General features: G+C 72.6%; 13 protein-coding genes and 1 pseudogene. 11 read left to right on the forward strand and 3 right to left on the reverse strand.

The features are described from left to right. Nucleotides 1–73: 73 nt before the first annotated feature. The gene (locus tag ACTFAP_RS23380) at nt 74–2,683 is read right to left on the reverse strand and encodes a SpoIIE family protein phosphatase (RefSeq protein WP_495682209.1); all 2,610 of its coding nucleotides are present in this window, start codon (nt 2,681–2,683) and stop codon (nt 74–76) included. 312 nt (nt 2,684–2,995) lie between these two features. Between ACTFAP_RS23380 and ACTFAP_RS23385 the strand changes: the two genes are divergently transcribed. From ACTFAP_RS23385 to ACTFAP_RS23420, 8 genes are all read left to right on the forward strand, one after another. Further along, entirely contained in the window at nt 2,996–8,518 is a 5,523-nt protein-coding gene (locus tag ACTFAP_RS23385) for a HAMP domain-containing protein (protein WP_500469544.1), read from the forward strand. 388 nt (nt 8,519–8,906) lie between these two features. Continuing rightward, entirely contained in the window at nt 8,907–9,581 is a 675-nt protein-coding gene (locus ACTFAP_RS23390) for a response regulator (RefSeq protein ID WP_495682210.1), read from the forward strand. A gap of 216 nt (nt 9,582–9,797) precedes the next feature. Beyond that, complete coding sequence (locus ACTFAP_RS23395; RefSeq protein ID WP_495682211.1) at nt 9,798–12,479, forward strand: DNA translocase FtsK; 2,682 nt, start codon at nt 9,798–9,800, stop codon at nt 12,477–12,479. 154 nt (nt 12,480–12,633) lie between these two features. Then, a complete protein-coding gene (locus ACTFAP_RS23400) occupies nt 12,634–13,455 on the forward strand; it encodes a helix-turn-helix domain-containing protein (protein ID WP_390125839.1) in 822 nt (273 codons plus the stop codon). Between the two features lie 104 nt (nt 13,456–13,559). Next, on the forward strand, nt 13,560–15,077 hold the full coding sequence (rimO, locus tag ACTFAP_RS23405) for a 30S ribosomal protein S12 methylthiotransferase RimO (RefSeq protein WP_500467316.1): 1,518 nt from the start codon (nt 13,560–13,562) through the stop codon (nt 15,075–15,077). Then, nucleotides 15,074–15,748 (forward strand): CDP-diacylglycerol--glycerol-3-phosphate 3-phosphatidyltransferase, encoded by a 675-nt coding sequence (pgsA, locus tag ACTFAP_RS23410; protein ID WP_390125835.1) that lies wholly within the window; start codon nt 15,074–15,076, stop codon nt 15,746–15,748. The genes rimO and pgsA overlap by 4 nt, the downstream gene beginning before the upstream one ends. Next, entirely contained in the window at nt 15,745–16,299 is a 555-nt protein-coding gene (locus ACTFAP_RS23415; RefSeq protein WP_500467317.1) for a CinA family protein, read from the forward strand. Before pgsA ends, ACTFAP_RS23415 begins: the two co-directional genes overlap by 4 nt. A 95-nt stretch (nt 16,300–16,394) precedes the next feature. Beyond that, nucleotides 16,395–16,775, forward strand: coding sequence for a helix-turn-helix domain-containing protein (locus ACTFAP_RS23420; RefSeq protein WP_026047653.1), 381 nt, complete (start codon nt 16,395–16,397; stop codon nt 16,773–16,775). 79 nt (nt 16,776–16,854) lie between these two features. On the opposite strand, the gene ACTFAP_RS23425 is transcribed toward ACTFAP_RS23420, so the two are convergent. After that, nucleotides 16,855–21,522 carry an ATP-dependent helicase gene (locus ACTFAP_RS23425; RefSeq protein ID WP_500467318.1) on the reverse strand — a complete coding sequence of 1,556 codons (4,668 nt, stop codon included), beginning with the start codon at nt 21,520–21,522 and terminating at the stop codon, nt 16,855–16,857. A 117-nt stretch (nt 21,523–21,639) separates the two neighbouring features. Between ACTFAP_RS23425 and ACTFAP_RS23430 the strand changes: the two genes are divergently transcribed. From ACTFAP_RS23430 to recX, 3 genes and pseudogenes are all read left to right on the forward strand, one after another. Continuing rightward, nucleotides 21,640–21,834, forward strand: coding sequence for a DUF3046 domain-containing protein (locus ACTFAP_RS23430; protein WP_030730086.1), 195 nt, complete (start codon nt 21,640–21,642; stop codon nt 21,832–21,834). A 177-nt stretch (nt 21,835–22,011) separates the two neighbouring features. Then, entirely contained in the window at nt 22,012–23,157 is a 1,146-nt protein-coding gene (gene recA, locus ACTFAP_RS23435) for a recombinase RecA (RefSeq protein ID WP_495682214.1), read from the forward strand. Further along, nucleotides 23,079–23,768: pseudogene (gene recX, locus ACTFAP_RS23440) on the forward strand (recombination regulator RecX); the annotation flags it as partial. The gene recA and the pseudogene recX, both read left to right, overlap by 79 nt. A gap of 35 nt (nt 23,769–23,803) precedes the next feature. On the opposite strand, the gene ACTFAP_RS23445 reads toward recX, so the two are convergent. Beyond that, nucleotides 23,804–25,381: an FAD-dependent monooxygenase gene (locus ACTFAP_RS23445; RefSeq protein ID WP_495682215.1), complete on the reverse strand. Its 1,578-nt coding sequence runs from the start codon at nt 25,379–25,381 to the stop codon at nt 23,804–23,806. Nucleotides 25,382–25,400: the final 19 nt, after the last annotated feature.

Below are 25,400 nucleotides of genomic sequence, written 5' to 3' on the forward strand. Positions count from 1 at the left end.
CGTGTGCGGATGCGCGCTGCCCTGCTCCGGGGCGGGCCGGCCGAGCGGGCAGATGCCGCCCGGCCGGCCCGTCTTACTCGGGGATGCGCAGGGTCAGAATCGCCATGTCGTCGGACGGGGCGTCGGAGGCGAAGCGTTCCACGGCGCGCAGCACGCGGGCCGCGACGGCGCCGGCGGTCAGCCCCGTACAGTTGCTCAGCACCTCGGCCAGGCCGTCGTCGCCCAACATGCGGGTGCCCTCACGGCGTTCGGTGACGCCGTCCGTCACACACAGCAGCACGTCGCCCGGATTGAGCGTGGTGTGCTGCTCGTACAGCTCCAGGTCCTCCATCACACCGAGCAGCGGCTGCGGGTCCGCGGCGGCCTCCACCCGGCCGTCCGGGGTCAGACGCAGCGGCAGCGGATGGCCGGCGCACACCATCTTCAGCAGCGCGCCACCGCCCGGCTGCGGCCACAGCTCGCCGTACAGCAGCGTCAGGAAGCGCGAGCGGGAACCCTCGTCCAGGATGGCGGCGTTGAGCCGCTCCAGGACCGCCGGGCCGCCCAGGCCCTCACGGGCCAGCAGCCGCAGCGCGTGCCGGGCGAGGCCGGTGACCGCCGCGGCCAGCGGACCCGTACCGCACACGTCCCCTATGGCGAAGCCGTAGGCGCCCTCACGGATCGGGAAGACGTCGTAGAAGTCGCCGCCGACCTCGTTGCCCTCGCCCGCCGCGCGGTAGATGACCTCCACGTCCACGCCGTCGATCTCCGGCAGCTCGGGCGGCAGCAGACTGCGCTGCAGGGACTGGCTGGTGGCCGTGCGCTCGCTGTAGAGCCGGGCGTTGTCCAGGGCCAGGGCGGCCCGCCGGGAGAGGTCCTCGGCCAGCTCCAGGATGTCCTGGCGGAAGCGTTCGTCGGCCGGCTGGCCCAGCGCGAGCAGCCCGATGACGCGGTTGCGCGCGATCAGCGGCAGCAGCACCGTCTCGCCGCCCACCGCGGCGGCCGTCGCCAGGCTGGGCCCAGGAGTACGGGGCGCGGGCAGCCGGCCCATGGCCAGACTGCGCAGCGAGCTGCGCAGCGCGGTGTTGTGGGCGGCGTCGGCCGGGGCGGTCCAGGTGCGGACGCCGAGCCGGATGTCGGGGTCCGGGGGATCGACGCGGGCCAGCAGGTCCTTGATGCCGTCGATGCGGTCCTCGTCCTCGTGCAGCACGTAGGACAGCACGGGCTCGGCGCCCGCCTCCGGGATCGTGTAGACGCCGCACCAGGTGGCCAGGGTGGGCACGATCATCTGCGCCATCAGGGCCAGCGTCTGATCGCGGTCCAGGGTGCCGGCCAGCAGCTCGGACGCCTCTACCAGGAAGGACAGCGAGTTGCGGCGCAGCCGCTCCAGCTCCGTCAGGCGGGCGGACTCGACGGCCAGCGCGATGCGGTCGGCGGCGAACTGGAGACGCAGCGCCTCCTCGTTGGAGAACCGGCCCGGGGTCTCGGAGGCGACGCCCAGGGAGCCGGTGAGCCGGCCCTCGACCTTGAGGGGCACGGTGACCACGGCGTGCATGCCGGTGCCGGACAGCAGGGGCACCGCGCCGGGGGAGGCGGACAGGTCCTCGTGGACGGACGGCATCCGGGCCGAGCCGTACCGTCCGCTGCCGGCCTCCACCGGGACGCGGGCGAACCGCTGGCGGGCGCCGGGCAGCCCGGTGGAGGCGCGTACCTCCAGCTCGGTCTCGTCGTCCGTGGCCAGCAGCAGGAAGGCCGCGTCGCCGTCCAGGAGGTCGCGTGCGCGCTCCACGGTGCGCTGGAGGAGGCCGTCCAGGTCATCGGGCGGCGGAGAGCCGATGAGGGCGTCCAGCGGGTCGCTCTGCGGCCGCTCGTTGCCCTCGGGGCCCGCGGTGGTCCGTGCGGAGCCGCGGGTGGGGGTCTGGAGGATGGCGCGCTCGCGGTCGTGCACGATCAGGCAGACCGTGGACGGCTCGCCGCGGGCGTCGCGGACCCGCAGGTGGCAGGCGTAGACCGGGACCGTACGGCCCTCGGAGTCGCGCAGCCCGTAGCTGCCCTCCCAGCGGGACAGGGACAGCGCCTCGGCGATGCCGGTGCCGGTGCCCGGCGTCTGCGGCCAGGCGGCGAGGTCGGCCAGCGGCTTGCCGATGACCTGCTCGGGCGGGTAGCCGAAGAGGGCTTGGGCGTCGGCGTTCCAGGAGGTGACGGTGTCGGCGCGGTCGACCTGGATGACGGCGACCTTGACCCGGGTCTCGGCCAGCGGCAGCGCCTCGCTGGGCAGCGGGGGCCCGGCGGAGCGGGTGCCGGCCGGGAAGGTCTGCTGTTCGAGGCGGAACCACACGCACTTGTCGGCGCTGGTGTAGTCGACGCCCCAGCGGGAGGCGAGGGCCGCGCAGAGCATGAGCCCGCGGCCGCCCTCGCTGTTCAGGTCCCGGCCCCGGCTGACGTCGCCGATGGGGAGTTCGCGCTCGGGGTGCCGGTCGATGATCTCGAAACGGACGCCGGTGTCGTCGCGCAGGCAGCGGACCTCGGCGGCGGTCCCCGCGTGGATGACGGCGTTGGTGACCAGCTCGCTGGTCAGCACGACCGCGTCCTCGATCAGCTCCGCCAGTCCCCAGCCCTGGAGTGTGTCCCGGACGAAGCCGCGTGCCGTGGCGACGGAGCGCCCAACCGGCTCGAAGGTGGCAGCGGCTCGCGCGGTGATCACGTCACTCCCCCAAAAGGTCTCTCGTCGCTTCCGGACGCCTCATCGACGGCCGGAAGCCAGATTACTGACGTTGACCGCCCGCGCGGGCGTCGGATCCGGTGATTTCCCCCCGACCGGGATACCCGGGTGTGCGATGCTGCCGAACTGTTATCGCCCGGTTCTTCGAGAGTGAAACACTGGGAAGGCTCGTTGAGGTAAGCCCGGGCGAAATGGTCGAACCGCAGGAGGGACACAGTGGTGTCTGAGGGAGCAGTGGCGCGCACCGGAACGCGTGGGCGCGGCGGGAAGTCTCGGGGAAGCGGCACGGTGGAAGTGGACGCCGTGGCGCTGGGCCGGCTGCTCTCTGCGCTGGAGTCGATGCGGGACGGGAACTTCCGGCGGCGGCTGACCGTGGCCGGTGAAGGACCGATGGCCGAGCTCGCCGCCGTCTACAACGAGGTCGCGGACCGTAATCTCCATCTCACCGGGCAGCTGTCGCGGGTGCGCCGGGTCGTGGGCCGTGAGGGAAAACTCACGGAACGGATGGAGAGCGGGGTCAGCGACGGCGCCTGGGCCAAGGCGATCGACGACGCCAACGAGCTGGTGGACGATCTCGCGCGGCCGATGGCCGAGGTGGGGCGCGTGCTGTCGGCGGTCGCCGTCGGTGATCTGGAGCCGCGCATGGAGCTGAAGGCGCCGGGCGGCAACGGCTCGGCGCGTCCGCTGCGCGGCGAGTTCCTGAAGGTCGGGCGCACCGTCAATGGCCTGGTGGATCAGCTGTCGGAGTTCACCGACGAGGTGACCCGGGTCGCCAGTGAGGTGGGGACCGAGGGCAAGCTGGGCGGCCAGGCGCACGTGCCGGGCGTCGCCGGCACCTGGAAGGACCTGACGGACTCGGTCAACCAGATGGTGCTGCGGCTGACCGCGCAGGTGCGGGACATCTCCACGGTCACCAAGGCGGTGGCGGACGGCGATCTGTCGCAGAAGGTCACCGTCCATGTGGAAGGGGAGATGCAGGAGCTGAAGAACACCGTGAACTCCATGGTGGATCAGCTCTCCTCCTTCCAGTCCGAGGTGACGCGGGTGGCCCGCGAGGTGGGCACCGACGGGCAGCTCGGCGGTCAGGCGCGGGTGGAGGGCGTGGCCGGTGTCTGGAAGGACCTGACCGACAACGTCAACACGATGGCCACGAACCTCACGGCCCAGGTGCGGGACATCGCCCGGGTGACGACGGCGGTGGCCAACGGTGACCTGTCGCAGACGATCCGGGTGAGCGCGCGCGGTGAGGTGGCGCAGCTGGCGCGCACCGTCACGGAGATGAACGGCACGCTGCGCAACTTCGCGGACGAGGTGACGCGGGCGGCCTCGGAGATCGGTACGGACGGCCGCCTCGACGCGCAGGCCCGGGTGCACGGGGTGGCCGGTACCTGGAAGGAGCTGACCGACACGGTCAACGACGCCTTCCGGAACCTGACGGCGCAGGTGCGCGACATCGCCGAGGTGACGACCTCGGTGGCCATCGGCGACCTGTCGAAGAAGGTGACCGTGGACGTCTCCGGCGAGATGCTGGAGCTGAAGACCACGGTGAACACGATGGTGGACCAGCTGTCGTCGTTCCAGTCCGAGGTGACGCGGGTGGCCCGGGAGATCGGCCACGAGGGCGCGCTGGGCGGTCAGGCGTCCGTGCTGGGCGTGGCCGGGGAGTGGCGGGACCTGACCGACTCGGTCAATACGGCGTTCCGCAACCTCACCGCGCAGGTCCGGGACATCTCGCAGGTGACGAAGGCGGTGGCCAACGGTGACCTGTCGCAGAAGGTCACGGTCGATGTCTCGGGTGAGATGGCCGAGCTGAAGAACACCGTGAACACCATGGTGGACCAGCTGTCCTCGTTCGCGGAGCAGGTCACGCGGGTGGCCACCGAGGTGGGCATCGAGGGCCGGCTGGGCGGCCAGGCGCGGGTGGACGGCGTCTCCGGTACCTGGCGGCAGCTGACGGACTCCGTCAACGACATGGCGACGAATCTGACCGATCAGGTGCGGGGCATCGCGCAGGTCACGATGGCGGTGGCCGGCGGCGACCTGTCGCGGAAGATCACCGTGGACGCCCGCGGCGAGATCCTCGAACTGAAGAACAGCATGAACACGATGGTGGATCAGCTGTCGATGTTCGCCGCCCAGGTCACCAGGGTGGCCCGTGAGGTGGGTACGGAGGGCCGCCTGGGCGGTCAGGCGATGGTCGCCGGGGTCGGCGGTGTGTGGCGGGACCTGACCGACTCGGTCAATGACATGGCCACCAACCTGACCAGCCAGGTGCGGGGCATCTCGGAGGTCGCCACGGCGGTGGCCCGGGGTGATCTGTCGCGGAAGATCACCGTCGACGCGCAGGGCGAGATCCTTGAGCTCAAGGACACCCTGAACCAGATGGTGGACCAGCTCTCGTCCTTCGCCGACCAGGTGACACGTGTCGCCCAGGAAGTGGGCACGGAGGGCCGCCTCGGCGGGCAGGCCCGGGTGGACGGGGTCTCCGGCACCTGGAAGGACCTCACCCGGTCCGTCAACAGCATGGCGAACAATCTGACCGATCAGGTGCGGGGCATCGCCGAGGTGATGAAGGCGGTCGCGGACGGCGATCTGACCAAGAAGATCACGGTGGACGCCCGGGGCGAGATCCTGGAGCTGGTCACCACGGTCAACACGATGGTGGACCAGCTGTCCTCCTTCGCCGACCAGGTGAGCGGCGTGGCCCGCGAGGTGGGTACGGAGGGCCAGCTCGGCGGCCAGGCGCGGGTGCGCGGGGTGTCGGGCACCTGGAAGGACCTGACCGACAACGTCAACGTGATGGCCAGCAACCTGACGATGCAGGTGCGCGGCATCTCCGACGTGGCCACGGCGGTGGCCAACGGTGATCTGTCGAAGAAGGTGACGATCGAGGCCAGCGGCGAGGTGGCGCAGCTCGCCGACACCGTCAACAAGATGGTGACGACGCTGTCCTCGTTCGCGGACGAGGTCACGCGTGTGGCGCGCGAGGTGGGCACCGAGGGGCAGCTGGGCGGCCAGGCCAGTGTGCCGGGGGTGTCGGGGACCTGGCGGGACCTGACCGAGTCGGTGAACCAGATGGCCACCAACCTGACGCTCCAGGTGCGCAACATCGCGGATGTGACCACCGCGATCGCGCGCGGCGATCTGACGAAGAAGATCGACATCAACGCCCAGGGCGAGATCCTGGAGCTGAAGAGCACGATCAACACGATGGTCGATCAGCTGTCGATGTTCGCGGATCAGGTGATCCGGGTGGCCCGCGAGGTGGGTACGGACGGACAACTGGGCGGTCAGGCGGTGGTGCGCGATGTGGCCGGGTCCTGGAAGGACCTGACGGACTCCGTCAACGAGATGGCGGGGAACCTGACCCAGCAGGTGCGCACGATCGCCCGGGTGGCGACGGCGGTGACCCGCGGGGATCACACGGTGCGGATCGAGACCGACGCGGAGGGCGAGATCCTCGCGCTCCAGGAGAGCGTCAACACGATGATCACCAACCTGCGGGACACCACCAAGGCGAACGACGAGCAGAACTGGCTCAAGAGCAATCTGGCCAGGATCTCGGCGCTGATGCAGGGCCGTCGCGATCTGAAGGACGTGGCGGGGCTGATCATGAGCGAGCTGGCGCCCGCCGTCTCCGCGCAGCACGGCGCGTTCTTCCTGTCGATGCCCGCCGACGCGGAGTCGCCGGTGGTGGCGGGGCCCGACGACGGGGACGGGTTCGAGCTGCGGCTGATCGGCTCGTACGGCTACGCGGCGGGGGCGCATCCGACCTCGTTCCGGCCGGGTGACTCGCTCATCGGCACGGCCGCGGCCGAGCGCCGGACGATCATGTTCGGGCCGACGCCCGAGGGCTACCTGGCGATCTCCTCCGGTCTGGGGCAGGCCCCGCCGGCGCAGGTGATCGTGCTGCCGGTGGTGTTCGAGGACCGGGTGCTCGGTGTGCTGGAGCTGGCGACGTTCGGCGAGTTCACCGTCATCGAACGGGACTTCCTCAACCAGATGGCGGAGATGATCGCCGGCAGCGTCAACACCATCAGCGTCAACACGCGGACCAAGATGCTGCTGGACCAGACGCAGGAGACCGCGGACAAGCTGCGGGTGACCCGCAACGAGCTGGAGGAGCAGCAGCGGGCGCTCAAGAACTCCAACGAGGAGCTCGTCCTCAAGGCGGATCAGCTGGCGCGCACCAACCGGGACATCGAGGTGAAGAACTCGGAGATCGAGGACGCCCGGCAGGTCCTGGAGGAGCGGGCCGAGCAGCTGGCGCTGTCGATGAAGTACAAGTCGGAGTTCCTGGCGAACATGTCGCACGAGCTGCGCACGCCGCTGAACTCGCTGCTCATCCTGGCGAAGCTGCTCGCGGACAACGCCGAGGGCAATCTCTCGCGCAAGCAGGTGGAGTTCGCCGAGACGATCCACGGGGCGGGTTCGGACCTGCTGCAGCTGATCAACGACATCCTGGACCTGTCGAAGGTCGAGGCGGGCAAGATGGACGTCTCGCCGGCCCGGATCGCGCTGGTGCAGCTGGTGGACTATGTGGAGGCGTCCTTCCGGCCGCTGACGGCGGAGAAGAACCTGGAGCTGTCGGTGCGGGTCTCGCCCGAGCTGCCGGCCACGCTGCACACCGATGAGCAGCGGCTGCTGCAGGTGCTGCGGAACCTGCTGTCGAACGCGGTGAAGTTCACCGACACGGGTTCGGTGGAGCTGGTGATCCGGGCGGCCGGCACCGAGGCGCCGTACGAGATCCGGGAGCAGATGCTGGCGAACGGGTCGATCGAGAACGGGGACGCGCCGCTGGTGGCGTTCTCGGTCTCGGACACCGGGATCGGGATCGCGGCGAGCAAGATGCGGGTGATCTTCGAGGCGTTCAAGCAGGCGGACGGCACGACCAGCCGCAAGTACGGGGGTACGGGCCTGGGTCTGTCGATCAGCCGGGAGATCGCGCGGCTGCTGGGCGGTGAGATCCACGCGGCGAGCGAGCCGGGGCGCGGATCGACGTTCACGCTGTTCCTGCCGCTGCACCCCACCGAGCTGCCGCCGCCCGGATACCGGCAGCTGACGGAGGGCGCCCCGGTCCTGGACAGCGCGCAGACCCGGGAGGCGATCGCGCGCAAGGCGGCCGAGCGCCGGGCCCTGGAGGCGGCGCGCCTGCCCGAGCCGGACGCCGGGGTGACCGGCGCCGCACGGAACGGGGAGGGCCCCGTACCGGCGGCCGACTCCGCGCCCGCCGTACCGCCGGCACTGCCGCGGGCGCGGGAGAGCGAGGACCACGCGCAGAACGGGTCCGGGAACCGTACGGCGGCGTCCTCCGCGGCCGAGCGGGCCGCGGCCACCATGACGCGGCGGTTCCGCGAGCCGGAGGTGCCGTCCGGCGGTGGGGACCGCGAGGCGGAGCGGGGCCGTGACGCGGTCCGCAGGCGGCGGGAGTTCCACGACTTCCGGGGCCGCAAGGTACTGATCGTCGACGACGACGTGCGCAATGTGTTCGCGCTGACCAGCGTGCTGGAGCAGCACGGGCTCTCGGTGCTCTACGCGGAGAACGGGCGGGAGGGCATCGAGGTCCTGGAGTCCAACGAGGACGTGGTGCTCGTGCTGATGGACATCATGATGCCGGAGATGGACGGCTACGCGACGACGGCGGCGATCCGCCGGATGCCGCAGTTCGCCGGGCTGCCGATCATCGCGCTCACCGCGAAGGCGATGCAGGGCGACCGCGAGAAGAGCATCGAGTCGGGCGCCTCGGACTATGTGACCAAGCCGGTGGACACCGATCATCTGGTGGCCGTGATGGAGGAGTGGATCGAGAGGAAGTGACCTTTCCCACGGCCGGTGTTGACGGAACCATCCCGGGGTTGCGGGCGTTGACGGTGTGCGGTTCACTCTGTTCGCCGCTCCCGAGCGCACATGGTATGGTGACGCAGCGCAATGCGCTGATCACCGGGCGCCGTGCGCGGTCGGTTGCTGAACGGCGGGCAGGGTAATCGCCCGTGGAGCGGGGAGCTGGCCGAAAGTGATTTCGGCTTCCCGTGACGAAGCGGGGCCCACCGTAGGCCGCCGCCCCCTGGGCTGGTGACCGGGATCGCTGGCGGTCCCGCGCGCGTGGGTGCCAACATGTCCGGCACAGGAGTGGGCGGCGTGCACAACAGCCGTCCTGGACAGCGGCGCGCCACGGCGACGCCGCAAGGGGCGAGGAGGACGGGCCATGGTGCAGAAGGCCAAGATCCTCCTGGTCGATGACCGGCCCGAGAATCTGCTGGCGCTGGAGGCGATCCTCTCCGCGCTCGATCAGACACTGGTCCGGGCATCGTCAGGGGAGGAAGCGCTCAAAGCGCTGCTCACAGACGATTTCGCGGTGATCCTGCTGGACGTCCAGATGCCGGGGATGGACGGCTTCGAGACCGCCGCGCACATCAAGCGGCGGGAGCGCACCCGGGACATCCCCATCATCTTCCTCACCGCGATCAATCACGGCCCGCACCACACCTTCCGCGGCTACGCGGCGGGCGCGGTGGACTACATCTCCAAGCCGTTCGACCCGTGGGTGCTGCGGGCGAAGGTCTCGGTGTTCGTCGAGCTGCACATGAAGAACGTGCAGCTGCGGGAGCAGGCGGCGCTGCTGCGCCGCGAGCTGGAGGGCGGCGTCTCGCCCGCCGACACCGAGCGCGGCCCCGGCGGTCTGCTGCCGGAGCTGTCGGCGCGGCTGGCGGCCGTCGAGGAGCAGGCCGAGGCACTGTCCAAGGAGCTGGCCGAATCGGGCGGCTCGGCGGCGGTGTCCACGGCAGCGCATCTGGAGCGGAAACTGTCCGGGCTGCGCAGGGCGCTGGACGCCCTGGAGCCGGGGTCGGGAGAAGCCGGCCAGGCGGACGAGTCGCCGTAGCGGAAGACAGGGGCCGGGCCCGGTGGCGGAGCGTGCGACGTGCCGGGCCCGTTCCGGTGGTGGACGGCCGGCCGCTGCCGCCCGCCGTGGCGGCGGCCCGGGCGCGCTCGCGGCCCCGCGGCGCGTGCTCCCACTACCCGTTCGGCACCCGCCCGCTGGCGGCGCCCGGGAGCGGTGTCCGTGCTCCGGCGCGAAGTCCCCGGTAATCTGCCCCTCATGGCTTCAGGTACGTCCGGCAGGAGTTCCCACAGCGCAGGCGCCGGGCGCAGCGGCGGGGGAGCCAGGAAGACGGCGCCCGCCAGGAGAGCGCCCGCGAAGAAGACGGCGGCACGCAAGCCGCCGGCCAAGAAGAAGGCCGCGCCCAAACGCAACATCGTGGTCCGCGTCGCCCGCCGGCTGTGGCTGGGTGTCGCGCACTCGGTGGGCGCCATGATGCGCGGCATACGGAGCGGCACCAAGGGGCTCGACCCCGATCTGCGGCAGGACGGGCTCGCTCTGCTGCTGCTCGGCCTCGCGCTGATCGTGATGGCCGGCACCTGGGCCAATCTCCAGGGCCCGGTCGGCGATCTGATCACCCTGATCATCACCGGGGCGCTGGGCCGCCTGGATCTGGTCTTCCCGCTGCTGCTCGGCTTCATGGCGGTGCGCCTGTTCGCGCACCCCGAGAAACGCGAGGCGAACGGCCGGATCGTGGTCGGGCTGACCGCGCTGGTGATCGGGGTGCTCGGCCTGGTGCACGTCGCCACCGGCGCGCCCGGCCGCAGCGACGGTGCCCAGGCGCTGCGGGACACGGGCGGCTACATCGGCTGGGCGGCCTCCCGCCCGCTGATCCTGACGCTGGGTGAGATGCTGGCCGTGGCACTGCTGGTGCTGCTGACGGTCTTCGGACTGCTGGTGGTGACCGCCACCCCGGTCAACGCCATCCCGCGCCGCGTGCGGCAGGCAGCCGTCCGGCTGCGGGTCTACACCGAGGACGACGACGGGGACCCGTACCCCTCCGACACCCCGTACGGCGGCACCGAGCGCCCGGTGCGCCCGCGCCGGCCGCGCCGTGGCGAGGGCTCCGAGCGGGGCGAGGACGCCGAGGGCCCGGAGCAGGAGGAGCTGGAGCGCCGCCGGGCGCCGCGCGGCCGCAAGGGGGCGCGGGAGCGGGACGGTGACCCCATCGACGTGGCAGCGGCGACCGCCGCCGCCCTGGACGGCGCCGTGCTGCACGGGGTGCAGCCCTCGCCGCTGGTCGCCGATCTCAGCAGCCGGGTGTCCACCGGCCGCTCCCGTACCGCCTCCGCCGCCGACAGCGGGGCCGCCGCGCCGCCCGCGCAGCGTGGTGCGAGCGGCGGTGTGCCCGATCTGACCAAGGCCGCCCCCGAGCCGGTGGAGTCGCTGCCGCGGCGCGCCGAACAGCTCCAGCTGGCGGGGGACATCACCTACGCGCTGCCCTCCCTGGACCTCCTGGAGCGCGGCGGCCCCGGCCGCACCCGCAGCGCCGCCAACGACGCGGTGGTGGAGTCGCTGACCACGGTGTTCACCGAGTTCAAGGTGGACGCGGCGGTCACCGGTTTCACCCGGGGCCCGACCGTCACCCGCTACGAGGTGGAGCTGGGTCCGGCGGTCAAGGTGGAGAAGATCACCGCCCTGACCAAGAACATCGCGTACGCGGTGGCCAGTCCCGATGTGCGGATCATCAGCCCGATCCCCGGCAAGTCGGCGGTCGGTATCGAGATCCCCAACAGCGACCGGGAGATGGTCAACCTCGGGGACGTGCTGCGCACCGCCGACTCAGTGGGGGACACCCACCCGCTGCTGGTGGGGCTCGGCAAGGACGTCGAGGGCGGCTATGTGGCGGCGAACCTGGCGAAGATGCCGCATCTGCTGGTGGCCGGTGCCACCGGATCCGGCAAGTCCTCGTGCATCAACTGCCTGATCACCTCGATCATGCTGCGCGCCACCCCGGAGGAGGTCCGGCTGGTGCTGGTGGACCCCAAGCGGGTGGAGCTGACGGCGTACGAGGGCATCCCGCACCTGATCACCCCGATCATCACCAACCCCAAGCGGGCCGCCGAGGCGCTCCAGTGGGTGGTGCGCGAAATGGATCTGCGGTACGACGATCTGGCCGCGTACGGGTTCCGGCACATCGACGACTTCAACGCGGCGGTGCGGTCGGGCAAGGTCACCGCGCCGCCCGGCAGCGAGCGCGAGCCGGCCCCGTACCCGTACCTGCTGGTGATCGTCGACGAGCTGGCGGATCTGATGATGGTGGCGCCGCGGGACGTGGAGGACGCGATCGTCCGCATCACGCAGCTGGCGCGGGCCGCGGGGATCCATCTGGTGCTCGCCACCCAGCGGCCCAGCGTGGACGTGGTGACCGGTCTGATCAAGGCGAACGTGCCCTCGCGGCTGGCGTTCGCGACGTCCTCGCTCGCCGACAGCCGGGTGATCCTGGATCAGGCGGGCGCGGAGAAGCTGATCGGCAAGGGGGACGGTCTGTTCCTGCCGATGGGCGACAGCAAGGCCACCCGCATGCAGGGCGCCTTCATCACCGAGGCCGAGGTCGCCGCCGTGGTGCGGCACTGCAAGGAGCAGATGGACCCGGTTTTCCGGGACGACGTCACGGTCGGCGGCGGCGGGCGCAAGAAGGAGATCGACGAGGAGATCGGCGACGATCTGGATCTGCTGTGCCAGGCGGCGGAGCTGGTGGTGACCACCCAGTTCGGTTCGACGTCGATGCTCCAGCGCAAGCTGCGGGTGGGCTTCGCCAAGGCCGGGCGGCTGATGGACCTGATGGAGTCGCGGGGCGTGGTGGGGCCGAGCGAGGGGTCCAAGGCGCGGGACGTGCTGGTGAAGCCGGACGAATTGCCGGGGGTGCTGGCGGTGATCCGGGGTGAACCTCACCCGTAAGGCGTAATCCGGTGCGCCGTGTGAGGCCGGGAGGGGGCGCGGGCGGGACCATTCGGTTGGCGGACAAAGTTCACCGGCCCGCTTGCCCGTTCCTTCGGCGTCCCCCCTAGACTTGTCCGCACAGCACGCGGTATCACGCTCGAAAGGCCCGCCCGTGTCCAACGGCAATTCCCCCGCCAAGGACCGGCCTTCCGTCGGTCGCACCCTTCAGCAGGCCCGGATCGATGCGCGCCTGACCGTGGATGAGGTCAGTTCCGCGACTCGGGTGCGGGCTCCGATCATTCATGCCATCGAGGCGGACGATTTCTCCCGCTCCGGCGGTGACGTCTACGCGCGCGGGCACATCCGGATGGTCGCGCGCGCGGTCGGGCTCGACCCGGCCGAGGTGATCGCCCTGTACGCGGATCAGGAGGGCGCCGCGCCGCCACCGTCGCCCGCCGCGCCCGTCTTCGAGGCGGAGCGCATCCGGCCCGAGCCCCGGCGCCCCAACTGGACGGCCGCGATGGTCGCCGCGATCGTCGCGGTGATCGCCTTCGTGGGCTTCAGCTTCCTGTCCGGCGGCGGCAACTCGGCCGGTTCGGTGGCCCAGGACAGCCCCTCGCCCTCACCCACCGCCGAGGGCGGCCCGGAGGGCGCGGAACAGGAGAGCGAGCCGCTGCCGCCCGCCGACCCGGAGCCCGACCCGTCGGACGAGGCGGTGGCCGGGGTGCCGGCCGACAAGGTCACGGTGATGGCCACGGTGGAGGGCGGATCGAGCTGGATCTCCGCCAAGGACAGCAGCGGCCGACTTCTGTTCGAAGGGGTGCTGAGCGACGGCGACTCCCAGACCTTCGTGGACGACGAGCAGATCGACCTGGTGCTGGGCAACGCCGGCGCGGTGCAGCTGCATGTCAACGGGAAGCCCCTGGACAGCGTGGGCGACTCGGGCCAGGTGCAGCGGCTGACGTACACCAAGGGCGACCCCGAGGAAGGCTGAGCCGGCGCCTGGTGGAGCCGCCGCGGGGTCGCACGACCGTGCGTGCGGGCTCTGTTGCCGGGCCGGGGGCGGGCGGGCCGGTGGGGACGAAGTAGGCTGAGCCCATGTCCGATCGCCGTACCGTTGCCCTGGTCACCCTTGGATGCGCCCGTAATGAGGTGGATTCGGAAGAGCTGGCGGGGCGGCTGGCCGCAGACGGCTGGGATCTGGTCGAGGACGCGGCGGACGCCGACGTCGCCGTGGTCAACACCTGCGGCTTCGTCGAGGCCGCCAAGAAGGACTCGGTCGACGCGCTGCTGGAGGCGGGCGACCTGAAGGCGGCGGCCGGCCAGGGCCAGGGCCGCACCCAGGCGGTGGTGGCGGTCGGCTGTATGGCCGAGCGGTACGGCAAGGAACTGGCCGAGGCCCTGCCGGAGGCGGACGGCGTGCTCGGCTTCGACGACTACGCGGACATCTCCGAGCGGCTCGGCAGCATCCTGTCCGGCGGCGGGCACGTGCCGCACACCCCGCGCGACCGGCGCAAGCTGCTGCCGATCAGCCCCGTGGAGAGGCAGGGCGCCGAGGTGGCGCTGCCCGGGCACGGGGAGAGCGTCCCGGCGGACCTGCCGGCCGGTCTGGCGCCGGCCTCCGGGCCGCGGGCGCCGCTGCGGCGCCGGCTGGGCGACGGCCCGGTGGCGTCGGTGAAGCTGGCCTCCGGCTGCGACCGGCGCTGCTCGTTCTGCGCGATCCCGTCCTTCCGGGGCTCGTTCATCTCCCGGCGGCCCTCCGACGTTCTGGGAGAGGCGCGCTGGCTGGCCGAGCAGGGCGTCAAGGAGATCATGCTGGTCTCCGAGAACAACACCTCCTACGGCAAGGACCTCGGCGACATCCGGCTGCTGGAGACCCTGCTGCCCGAACTCGCCGCCGTGGACGGCCTGGAGCGGATCCGGGTCAGCTACCTGCAGCCCGCCGAGATGCGGCCCGGGCTGATCGACGTGCTGACCGGCACCGAGAAGGTCGCCCCCTACTTCGATCTCTCCTTCCAGCACTCGGCGCCCGCGGTGCTGCGCGCCATGCGGCGGTTCGGGGACACCGACCGCTTCCTCGAACTGCTCGCCACCATCCGGGGCAAGGCGCCGCTGGCCGGGGTGCGGTCCAACTTCATCGTGGGCTTCCCCGGTGAGACCGAGGCCGACGTGGCGGAACTGGAGCGCTTCCTGATCGGGGCCGACCTGGACGCGATCGGTGTCTTCGGATACTCGGACGAGGACGGCACCGAGGCGGCCTCCTACGAGCGGAAGAACGCTCCGGAGGTGATCGCCGAGCGGCTGGACCGGATCACTCAGCTGGCGGAACAGCTGACCGCGCAGCGTGCCGAGGACCGGATCGGTGAGCCGGCCCGGGTGCTTATCGAGTCCGTCGCGGCCGAGGACGGCGCCGAGGACGGGGTCATCGCGGTGGGTCGCGCCGCCCACCAGGCGCCCGAGACCGACGGCCAGATGCTGATCACCGGCTCCCCGGACGCCCCGGTGCCGGGCGTCGGGGAGTTCGTCGACACCGAGATCACCGGCGCCGAGGGAGTGGACTTGTTCGCCGCACCGCGCCCGGCCGCCGTCCCCGTACCCGCCGGGGCCGACAGATGAGCAATGTGCCGGCCGCGGCGGCCGGGAAGGGACGGCCGGCCGGCGGGCGGGCCGCGGCGACGGCGGCCGGGCCCGGACTGTGGAACATCGCCAATGTGCTGACCATGATCCGGCTGCTGCTGGTGCCCGGCTTCGTGCTGCTGATGCTCGCCGACGGCGGCCACGACCCGGTCTGGCGGGCCTGGGCATGGGCCGCGTTCACCATCGCCATGATCACCGACCTGTTCGACGGGGAGCTGGCCAGGCGCTACAACCTGGTCACCGACTTCGGCAAGATCGCCGACCCCATCGCGGACAAGGCGATCATGGGCGCCGCGCTGATCTGTCTGTCGCTGCTGGCCGAGCTGCCCTGGTGGGTGACCGGGGTGATCCTCGCCCGTGAGCTGGGCATCACCGCGCTGCGCTTCTGGGTCATCCGGCACGGGGTGATCCCGGCCAGCCGGGGCGGCAAGGTGAAGACCCTCGCCCAGGGCGTCGCGGTCGGCATGTACATCCTGGTGCTGCCCGGACTGCTGGCCACCGCCCGCTGGTGGGTGATGGCGGCGGCGGTGGTGCTCACGGTGGGCACCGGTCTCGACTACATACGGCAGGCGATCGTGCTGCGCCGGGCCGGACTGGCGCGCGAGCGCGGTGGGCGGCGTACGGCGGAGCGGGAGGAGAGCGAACGGTGAGTGACGGCGGCACGGCGGGGAACCCCGCGGCCCAGGTACTGACCCTGCTGGCCGGGCGCGGACAGACTCTCGCGGTGGCCGAATCCCTCACCGGCGGGCTGGTGGCCGCGGCGCTCACGGACATCCCCGGGGCCTCCCGGGTCTTCCGGGGCTCGGTCACCGCGTACGCCACCGATGTGAAGCGCGGGACGCTCGGCGTCGACGGAGCCCTGCTCGCGGAGCGCGGCGCGGTCGACGCGGAGGTCGCCAGACAACTGGCCACCGGGGTGCGCGAGCGGCTCGGCGCCGACTGGGGCGTGGCCACCACCGGGGTGGCCGGTCCTGATCCGCAGGACGGTCAGCCGGTGGGCACCGTCTACGTAGCGGTTTCGCCTCCCGGATCCGGGGGAGTCGTCGCTCAGCGGATTCAGCTCAGTGGGGACCGGGCCGCGATCCGGGCCGGGAGCGTACGGGCGGTGCTCGCTCTGCTGCGCGAAGAACTCGTCCATACCGCCCGAGCGGCGGGTCGAGATACGGAACAGAACGGAGAGGATGGATGTTTGCAGCCCTGAGTGAACAAGACATCGCTCCCCGCACGGGTGGAGTCCGAGGCGGTACGGTGGGGCATGAAGCAAGCGAGGCCAACGGTCCGAGGAGGGAGCCACCGATGATCCTGCTCCGTCGCCTACTGGGTGACGTGCTGCGTCGGCAGCGCCAACGACAGGGCCGCACTCTGCGCGAAGTGTCCTCGTCAGCCCGGGTCTCGCTCGGTTACCTCTCCGAGGTGGAGCGCGGGCAGAAGGAAGCGTCCTCGGAGCTGCTGGCTGCCATCTGCGACGCTCTTGAGCTGCGGATGTCGGAACTGATGCGGGAGGTCAGCGACGAGCTGGCACTCGCCGAGCTGGCCGCGTCCGCCGCGAGCGACGCGGTGCCGGCCCCGATGCGCCCGATGCTCAACCCGGTCCGCGTGACCTCGGTCACGCACCGTCCGGACGAGCATGTGACGATCAAGGCGCCGGCCGAGGCCGTGGACGTCGTAGCGGCCTGAGCACACAGGCACCACACCGCCGGGGAGAGCCGTCAGGGCCCTTCCCGGTCGGTCTTTCCGGAGCGCGCCTCCGGCCGGCTCAACCGCGCAGCCGCAATCCGCGCGGGGTGGCGTGGAAGCCCGCCTCCTCCAGCAGCCGCACCCAAGTGGGGTCCGACAGCACGGCCGTGCCGTTGACCCGTTCCACCGTGATGGTGCCCAGCGCGCCGTGTCCGGCCGCCGCCGCCAGCGCCCCGGCCGCCGCCCGCAGGGCTTCCGTGTCGTCCGCGTCCCGCCAGGCGAGCAGGGACCGGCCGCCGCGCTCCAGGTAGCACACCAGGGCGCCGTCGACGAGGACGACCAGGGCGCCCGCCTTGCGGCCGGGCTTGTGGCCGGCGTCCTGCGGGGGCTCAGGCCACGGCAGCGCGGCACCGTAGGCGTTGGCCGGGTCGGCCGCCGCCAGCACCACCGCCTTGCCCGCCGTCCCGGGGCCGGGATGCTCCCCGGAGGTGGCGATCGCCCGCAGCCGGTCCACCGCCCCCTCCATCGCGAACTGGGCGGCGCCCAGGCCCTCCACCACGTAGCCGCGCCGCGCCTGGCCGCTCTCCTCGAACACCGACAGCACCCGGTAGGCCGCCGCGAAGCCGCCCGTCACCCCTTCGGCGGACACCGCGCCCCGGGTCACCACCCCGTGCCGGTCGAGCAGCGTACGGGCCAGGGCGTGCGCACGGACCGTCGGATCGCTCTCCCGGGGCGGCAGCAGCGACCAGCGGCCCGCCACGGTGGGCGGTCCGCCGCGCGAGGCCGGCGGTCTGCGGCCGGGGCCCGCCGCCACCGTCAGGGAGCCGTACCGGCCGCGCGGGGTGCTGCGCCGGGCCCGGTGGGCGGTGGAACCCGCCGTGCGCCCCGAGCCCAGCAGTGACCGCAGCGGGGCCAGCGAGTCATTGGTCAGCCGCCCGGACCAGGCCAGCTCCCACACGGCCTCGGCCAGCGCGGGTTCCGGTGTGTCGGACCCCTGCTGATGGACCCGGTCGGCGATCTGCCGGAAGAACAGCCCGTAGCCGCCCTCCAGGGCCGACAGCACCGCCTGGTGAACCGGGGTCAGCTCCAGCGGGTGCGCGGGAGGCAGCAGCAGCGGGGCGCTGTCCGCCGGATACAGCGCCACCCAGCCGTCCTTGCCGGGCAGCGCCCCGGCGCCCGCCCAGACCACCTCGCCCGAGGTGGTCAGCTCGTCCAGCAGATGTGGGCCGTACCCGGGCACCCGGGAGGGCAGTACCAGCCGTTCCAGGGCGGAGGCGGGCACCGGCGCGCCCTGGAGCTGTTCCACGGCGCGCAGCAGTCCGTCGACGCCCCGCAGGCCGCCCCCGCCGCCCGACGGGTCGCCGACGTGCTGCCAGCGCGGCAGGAAGGCGGCCAGCGCGGTCGGCGGCACCGGCTCCAGCTCCTGGCGCAGCACGGCCAGCGAGCGGCGCCGCAGCCGGCGCAGCACCGTCGCGTCGCACCACTCCTGGCCCCGCCCCTGGGGGTGGAACTCGCCCTGGACCAGCCGCCCCTCGGCCGCCAGCCGGTGCAGCGCGCCGTCGGCGACGGCGGTGCCCAGCCCGAACCGTTCGGCGGCGTGCGCGGAGGTGAAGGGGCCGTGGGTACGGGCGTGGCGGGCCAGCAGGTCACCCAGCGGATCGCGCACCGGCTCGGTGAACGCCTCGGGTACCCCCACCGGGAGGGCCGCCCCCAGGGCGTCCCGCAGCCGTCCGGCGTCCTCGACGGCCGCCCAGTGCTCCCGGCCGCCGATGCGCACCCGCAGGGCGCGGCGGGTGTGCTCCAACTGCTCGGCCCAGTGCGGTTCCGCGCCGCGTTCGGTCAGCTCGGCGTCGGTCAGCGGGCCCAGGACGCGCAGCGCGTCGGCGACGGACTCGGCGTCCTTCAGCCGCCGTTCCGGGGTCAGCCAGCGCAGTTCGCGCTCCAGCTCCTCCAGGACGCCGGGGTCGATCAGCTCGCGCAGCTCCGCCTTGCCGAGCAGTTCGGACAGCAGCCGGGAGTCCAGCGAGAGGGCGGCGGCGCGGCGTTCGGCCAGCGGCGAGTCGCCCTCGTACAGGTACTGCGCCACGTACCCGAACAGCAGGGAGCGGGCGAAGGGCGAGGGTTCGCGGGTGGTGACCTCCACCAGGCGGACCCGGCGTCCGGCGATGTCGCGCATGAGTTCGGCGAGCCCCGGCACGTCGAAGACGTCCTGCAGGCATTCGCGCACGGCTTCCAGGACGATCGGGAACGAGCCGAACTCGCTGGCGACCGAGAGCAGATGGGCGGCGCGCTGGCGCTGCTGCCACAGCGGGGTACGGCGGCCGGGGTCGCGGCGCGGCAGCAGCAGCGCGCGGGCCGCGCACTCGCGGAAGCGGGCGGCGAACAGCGCGGAGCCGCCGACCTGTTCGGTGACGAGGTCGTCGACCTCGCCCGCCTCGAAGAGCACATCGGCGGCGGTGACCGGGGGCTGTCCGTCGTCCGCCGCGTACCGCGCGGGGTCGAGGCCGGCGTCGGGGGCGGCGCTGTCCGGGTCGAAGCCCAGCAGATCGATGTCGGGCAGCCGCAGCACGATGCCGTCGTCCGCGTGCAGCACCTGGGCGTCCACGCCGAAGCGTTCGGTGAGCCGGGCGCCGAGGGCCAGCGCCCAGGGGGCGTGCACCTGCGCGCCGAAGGGGGAGTGCACCACCACCCGCCAGTCGCCCAGTTCGTCGCGGAACCGCTCCACCACGATGGTGCGGTCGTCGGGGACGTGCCCGCACGCCCGGCGCTGCTCGTCCAGGTAGCCGAGGACGTTGTCCACGGCCCAGGTGTCCAGGCCGGCCGCGGTCAGCCGTTCCCGGGCCGCGGCGGGCTCCAGGGCGCCGACCTCGCGCAGGAAGGCGCCGAGGGCGCGGCCGAGCTCCAGCGGGCGGCCCAGCTGGTCGCCCTTCCAGAACGGCAGCCGCCCCGGCACCCCGGGTGCCGGGGTGACCAGCACCCGGTCCCGGGTGATGTCCTCGATCCGCCAGGAGGTGGTGCCGAGGGTGAACACGTCGCCGACCCGCGACTCGTACACCATCTCCTCGTCCAGCTCCCCGACCCGGCCGCCGCCCTTGCGCGGGTCGGAGCCGGCCAGGAACACCCCGAACAGGCCGCGGTCGGGGATGGTGCCGCCGGAGGTCACGGCCAGCCGCTGGGCGCCGGGGCGGCCGGTGACGGTGTGCGCCACCCGGTCCCACACGAGGCGGGGCCGCAGCTCGGCGAAGGCGTCCGAGGGGTAGCGGCCGGCGAGCATGTCGAGGACCGAGTGGAAGGCCGATTCGGGCAGCGCGGCGAACGGGGCGGCGCCGCGCACCAGTGCGAGCAGTTCGTCCACGTCCCAGGTGTCCAGGGCGGTCATCGCGACCAGCTGCTGGGCCAGGACGTCGAGCGGGTTGGCCGGGACGCGCAGGGCCTCGATGGCACCGGCCCGCATCCGTTCGGTGACCACCGCCGACTGCACCAGGTCGCCCCGGTACTTGGGGAAGACCACGCCGGAGGAGACCGCGCCCACCTGGTGTCCGGCGCGGCCCACACGCTGGAGCCCCGAGGCCACCGAGGGTGGGGACTCCACCTGGATGACCAGGTCGACGGCGCCCATGTCGATGCCCAGTTCCAGTGAGGAGGTGGCGACGACGGCGGGCAGCCGGCCCGCCTTGAGGTCCTCCTCGATCTGGGAGCGCTGCTCCTTGGAGACCGAGCCGTGGTGCGCGCGGGCGAGGACGGCCGGGGCGCCCTTCGCGGCGCCCGAGCCGCCCATCAGGTCGGCGGGGGAGTGTTCCTCGGGGAGCGGGGTGCCGGTGTCGCGCTCGTGGGCGATCTCGTTCATCCGGTTGCACAGCCGCTCGGCCAGCCGCCTGGAGTTGGCGAAGACGATGGTGGAACGGTGCGCCCGCACCAGGTCGACGATGCGCTCCTCGACGGAGGGCCAGATGGAGGGCTTCTCGCCGGAGCCGGGGGCGTCGGGGACGGGGGAGCCGCCGAGCTCGCCGAGGTCGGGGACGGGGACGACCACGGACAGCTGGAACTGTTTGCCGCTGGGCGGCTGCACGATGGTGGCGCGGCGGCGCGGGGACAGGAAGCGGGCCACCTCGTCGACGGGGCGCACGGTGGCGGACAGCCCGATGCGGCGGGCGGGGCGCTCCAGCAGGGCGTCGAGCCGTTCCAGGGAGAGCGCGAGGTGGGCGCCGCGCTTGGTGCCGGCCACCGCGTGCACCTCATCCAGGATCACCGTCTCCACGCCGGCGAGCGCCTCGCGGGCGGCGGAGGTCAGCATCAGGAACAGCGACTCGGGGGTGGTGATCAGGATGTCCGGGGGGCGCCGGGACATGGCGCGGCGTTCGGCGGGCGGGGTGTCGCCGGAGCGGATGCCGACCGTGATCTCCGGCTCCGGCAGGCCGAGGCGGACGGATTCCTGCCGGATGCCGGTCAGCGGGCTGCGCAGGTTGCGTTCGACGTCGACGGCAAGGGCCTTGAGCGGGGAGACGTACAGCACCCGGCAGCGCTTGAGGGGGTCGGCGGGGGGCGGGGTGGCGGCCAGCCGGTCCAGGGAGGCGAGGAAGGCGGCCAGGGTCTTGCCGGAGCCGGTGGGGGCGACCACCAGCGCGTCGGACTCCGCGGCGATCGCGTGCCAGGCGCCCTCCTGGGCGGGGGTGGGCGCGGAGAAGGCCCCGGTGAACCACGCGCGGGTGGCCGGGGAGAATCCGCTCAGGGCGCTGGAAGTGCTCACCCGACCATCGTGCACCCGGCCACTGACAAACGGCCGGGTGGCGGCGGGGGCGGCGGCCGGCCGGGGCCGTGGCGAGGGTTGCCGGGACCGGCCGCGCGGGGGCGGGATACTGGAACCATGCGGTTGACGGAATTCTGGGCGCGGATGCGGGAAAACTTCGGGCCCGCGTACGCGGAATCGTTCGCCCGGGACCATGTGATGTCCGAGCTGGGCGGGCGGACGGTGCACGAGGCGCTGGACGCCGGATGGGCGGTCAAAGACGTCTGGCGCGGGGTCTGCGCGGCGGTCGAGGTGCCCGCGCACCTGCGCTGAACTGCGGAGATGAGGTTTTCCACAGGTCGGGCGGGGGCGCTTGACACAAAAATCGAACATCCATTCTTATGAGGGTGCGGAGCGGTGCCCCGGCCGGGTGTCGGCGTCGATTGTCAGTGGCAGGCACTAGCGTCCGTGAGTGTGAAGCGATCGAATCAGACGGACCGGGTGGCTCCCATGGCAGGTACGGACCGCGAGAAGGCGCTCGACGCCGCTCTCGCACAGATTGAACGACAGTTCGGCAAGGGCGCGGTGATGCGCCTGGGGGAGCGCCCTGACGAGCCCATCGAGATCATCCCCACCGGCTCCACGGCCCTGGACGTGGCCCTGGGCGTCGGCGGTCTCCCGCGCGGGCGGGTGGTGGAGGTCTACGGCCCCGAGTCCTCCGGTAAGACCACCCTCACGCTGCACGCGGTGGCCAACGCCCAGAAGGCGGGCGGCACGGTCGCGTTCGTGGACGCCGAGCACGCGCTGGACCCGGAGTACGCCAAGCGTCTGGGCGTGGACGTGGATCAGCTGATCCTCTCCCAGCCGGACAACGGCGAGCAGGCGCTGGAGATCGTGGACATGCTGATCCGCTCCGGAGCCCTGGACCTGATCGTCATCGACTCGGTGGCCGCCCTGGTGCCGCGCGCCGAGATCGAGGGTGAGATGGGCGACTCGCACGTGGGTCTCCAGGCCCGGCTGATGAGCCAGGCCCTGCGGAAGATCACCGGTGCGCTCCACCAGTCGAAGACCACCGCGATCTTCATCAACCAGCTCCGGGAGAAGGTCGGGGTGATGTTCGGCTCGCCGGAGACCACCACGGGTGGCCGGGCGCTCAAGTTCTACGCCTCGGTGCGCCTGGACATCCGGCGGATCGAGACCCTCAAGGACGGCACCGACGCGGTCGGCAACCGCACCCGCGTCAAGGTCGTCAAGAACAAGGTGGCCCCGCCGTTCAAGCAGGCCGAGTTCGACATCCTGTACGGCATGGGCATCAGCCGCGAGGGCGGGCTGCTGGACATGGGTGTGGAGCACGGCATCGTCCGCAAGTCCGGCGCCTGGTACACCTACGAGGGCGACCAGCTGGGGCAGGGCAAGGAGAACTCCCGCAACTTCCTGCGCGACAACCCCGATCTCGCCAATGAGATCGAGCGGCGGATCAAGGAGAAGCTGGGCATCGGCCCGAAGACCGGGACGAGCGAGGGCGAGCCGGCCAAGGACGCGGCGAAGACGGCCGCCACCGGGGCGTCCGCCACCGCCGCCGCGAAGACCGTGCCCGCGCCGGCGGCCAAGGCCACCAAGACGGCCAAGACCGCGGCCGCCGCGGCCAAGAGCTGACGGTGACCCGGCGCACCGAGAGCGGCGATGCCCCCTCCCTGTCGAGGGCCGGGGCGGGGGCGTCGCAGAAGGAGCGGGAGCCGCGGGACCCTGCGGAACGGGCGCGGGCGATCTGCCTGCGGCTGCTCACCGGGGCCCCGCGCACCCGGCAGCAGCTGACGGAGGCGCTGCGCAAGCGGGAGATCCCCGACCCGGTGATCGAAGAGGTCCTGGACCGCTTCGAGGAACTGCGGTTCATCGACGACGCCGCGTTCGCCGGCGCCTGGGTCGAGTCCCGGCACCACGGCCGGGGCCTGGCCCGCCGGGCGCTGGCGCGGGAGCTGCGCACCAAGGGGGTGGACCCGGCCGTCATCGAGGAGGCCGTGGGCACGCTGGACAGCGAGCGCGAGGAGGCCACCGCCCGCGAACTGGTGGAGCGCAAGCTGCGCGCCACCCGGGGGCTGGAGCGGGACAAACGGCTGCGCCGGCTGGCCGGGATGCTGGCCCGCAAGGGCTACCCGGAGGGGATGGCTCTGCGGGTGGTCCGGCAGGCCCTGGAGGCGGAGGGCCACCAGGAGGAGGACGCATGGGAGGACTCCGCGGCCTGGCCGCCGCCCGCCACCGGTCAGTGACCGGGCCGCGGCCCGGTCACTGACCGCCCGGGTCCTCAGGCAGCCGTGGTGTCCGCGCGGGCGTCCGTCCCGCCCTCCGGCCCCGCCGCCGCCTCCGCACGCCAGCGCGCTATGAAGGCCAGCAGCTCCTCCCGGTCCGCGCCGGGCAGGGTCGCCGCCAGATGGCCGTCGGGCCGGATCACCAGCAGGGTGTGCGCCGCCGCGCCCGGATACTCCTCGGTGACCAGCAACTCGGTGGGCACCGGAAGCGCCCGGGCGGCCACCGCCAGCCGGGGCATCAGCCCCGCCGACAGCCAGTGCTTGGCGTCCCACACCCGCGAGCCGGGGGCGGTCAGCATCAGCAGCAGCGGCCCGCCCAGGCAGTGCCGCAGCCGGGTGCGGGTGCCGTCCAGCGCGGTCACCGGCACATCGAGCACCGTGGACCCGGGCGGGGTGGCGCTGGTGGCCCGGCGAGAGACGAAGGTCAGTGGCGAGTCCGGGTAGCGGCCGGGCGCGCCCAGCGCCCCGTCGCCGGTGTGGCCGTCGGTGAGCAGCCGCAGCCGCCCCTTGCCCCGGCCGCGCACGAGCCGGGTGAGCAGCCCGCGCCGGCCGCGTACCAGGGGCAGCGCCTGGTCCACGGCCCGCAGCCGGTCGGCGACCGCGGCGCGGCGCTCGATCTCATAGCTGTCCAGCAGATGCGCGGCCGTCGCGTGATGACAGGCGGCGGCCAGCTTCCAGGACAGATTCTCGACGTCCCGCAGGCCCTCGGCGATCTGCTGGGTGCCGAGCGCGCCCAGCAGGCGGGCGGCGTCCCCGGCGAGAAAGACCCGCCCCGAGCGCCAGCGCAGGGCCAGTCGCTGATGACAGACCTGGACCCCGGCATCCAGCAGCTCGTACGGCGGCAGGTCGCCGTCATGCCAGCCGCCGAGGGTGGTGTGCACCCGTTCCAGCATCGCGTCCGGGGTGATGAGCCCGTCCTCGTCGGGCAGCGGCCAATCCAGCCGCCAGCGGTTACCCGGCAGTGGCCGGACGGTCACCTCGCCGCCGGGGCCGCCCCGGTGCACCCCGCCCTCGCCGGGCCACGGCAGCTCCGTGCGCAGCGCCGCCACCGCGTGCCGCTCGACGGCGGTGCGGCCGGGGAAGCCGATGCCCAGCAGCTTGCGCACGGTGGAACGTGCGCCGTCACAGCCGACCAGATAACTGCCGCGCAGGGTCTGCTCGGTGAGTTCGGTGCTGCGGACGACGACCTCGGTGTCGCTCTGTTCCACGGCGGTGACGCGGGTGCCGGTGAGGACACGGATCAGTTCCTGGCCGGCGACCGCCGCGCGCAGCGCACCCTCCAGGGCGTGCTGCGGAAGGTGGAACGGCGCCTCACCGGCGGTGAAGGGACGGTGCGCGACCGTGCGGCCGCGCTGCCGGGTGTGCCAGCCGCTGAGGGTGGCGGTCTCCCGGCCCAGGCCCGGCAGCCTGGCCCAGTGGGCGAGGTCCGGGAAGAGGACGCAGGTACGGGCGAGGCGGGGCGGCGGGGGGCCGTCGGCACCATCGAGCACGATGGTGGGAACACGGTGCCCGGCCAGGGCAAGCGCCAGCGCGAGCCCGATCGGGCCCGCGCCGGCAATGATCACGGGCAGCACATCATGTATGCAACCCAGC

This window comes from Streptomyces sp. PH9007 (assembly GCF_059813725.1).

Coding starts and splice junctions, on each gene's coding strand:
- ACTFAP_RS23390 (WP_495682210.1), top strand. CDS start 8,907: ATGGTGCAGAAGGCCAAGATCCTCCTGGTCGATGACCGGCCCGAGAAT.
- ACTFAP_RS23395 (WP_495682211.1), top strand. CDS start 9,798: ATGGCTTCAGGTACGTCCGGCAGGAGTTCCCACAGCGCAGGCGCCGGG.
- rimO (WP_500467316.1), top strand. CDS start 13,560: ATGTCCGATCGCCGTACCGTTGCCCTGGTCACCCTTGGATGCGCCCGT.
- pgsA (WP_390125835.1), top strand. CDS start 15,074: ATGAGCAATGTGCCGGCCGCGGCGGCCGGGAAGGGACGGCCGGCCGGC.
- ACTFAP_RS23420 (WP_026047653.1), top strand. CDS start 16,395: ATGATCCTGCTCCGTCGCCTACTGGGTGACGTGCTGCGTCGGCAGCGC.
- ACTFAP_RS23430 (WP_030730086.1), top strand. CDS start 21,640: ATGCGGTTGACGGAATTCTGGGCGCGGATGCGGGAAAACTTCGGGCCC.
- recA (WP_495682214.1), top strand. CDS start 22,012: ATGGCAGGTACGGACCGCGAGAAGGCGCTCGACGCCGCTCTCGCACAG.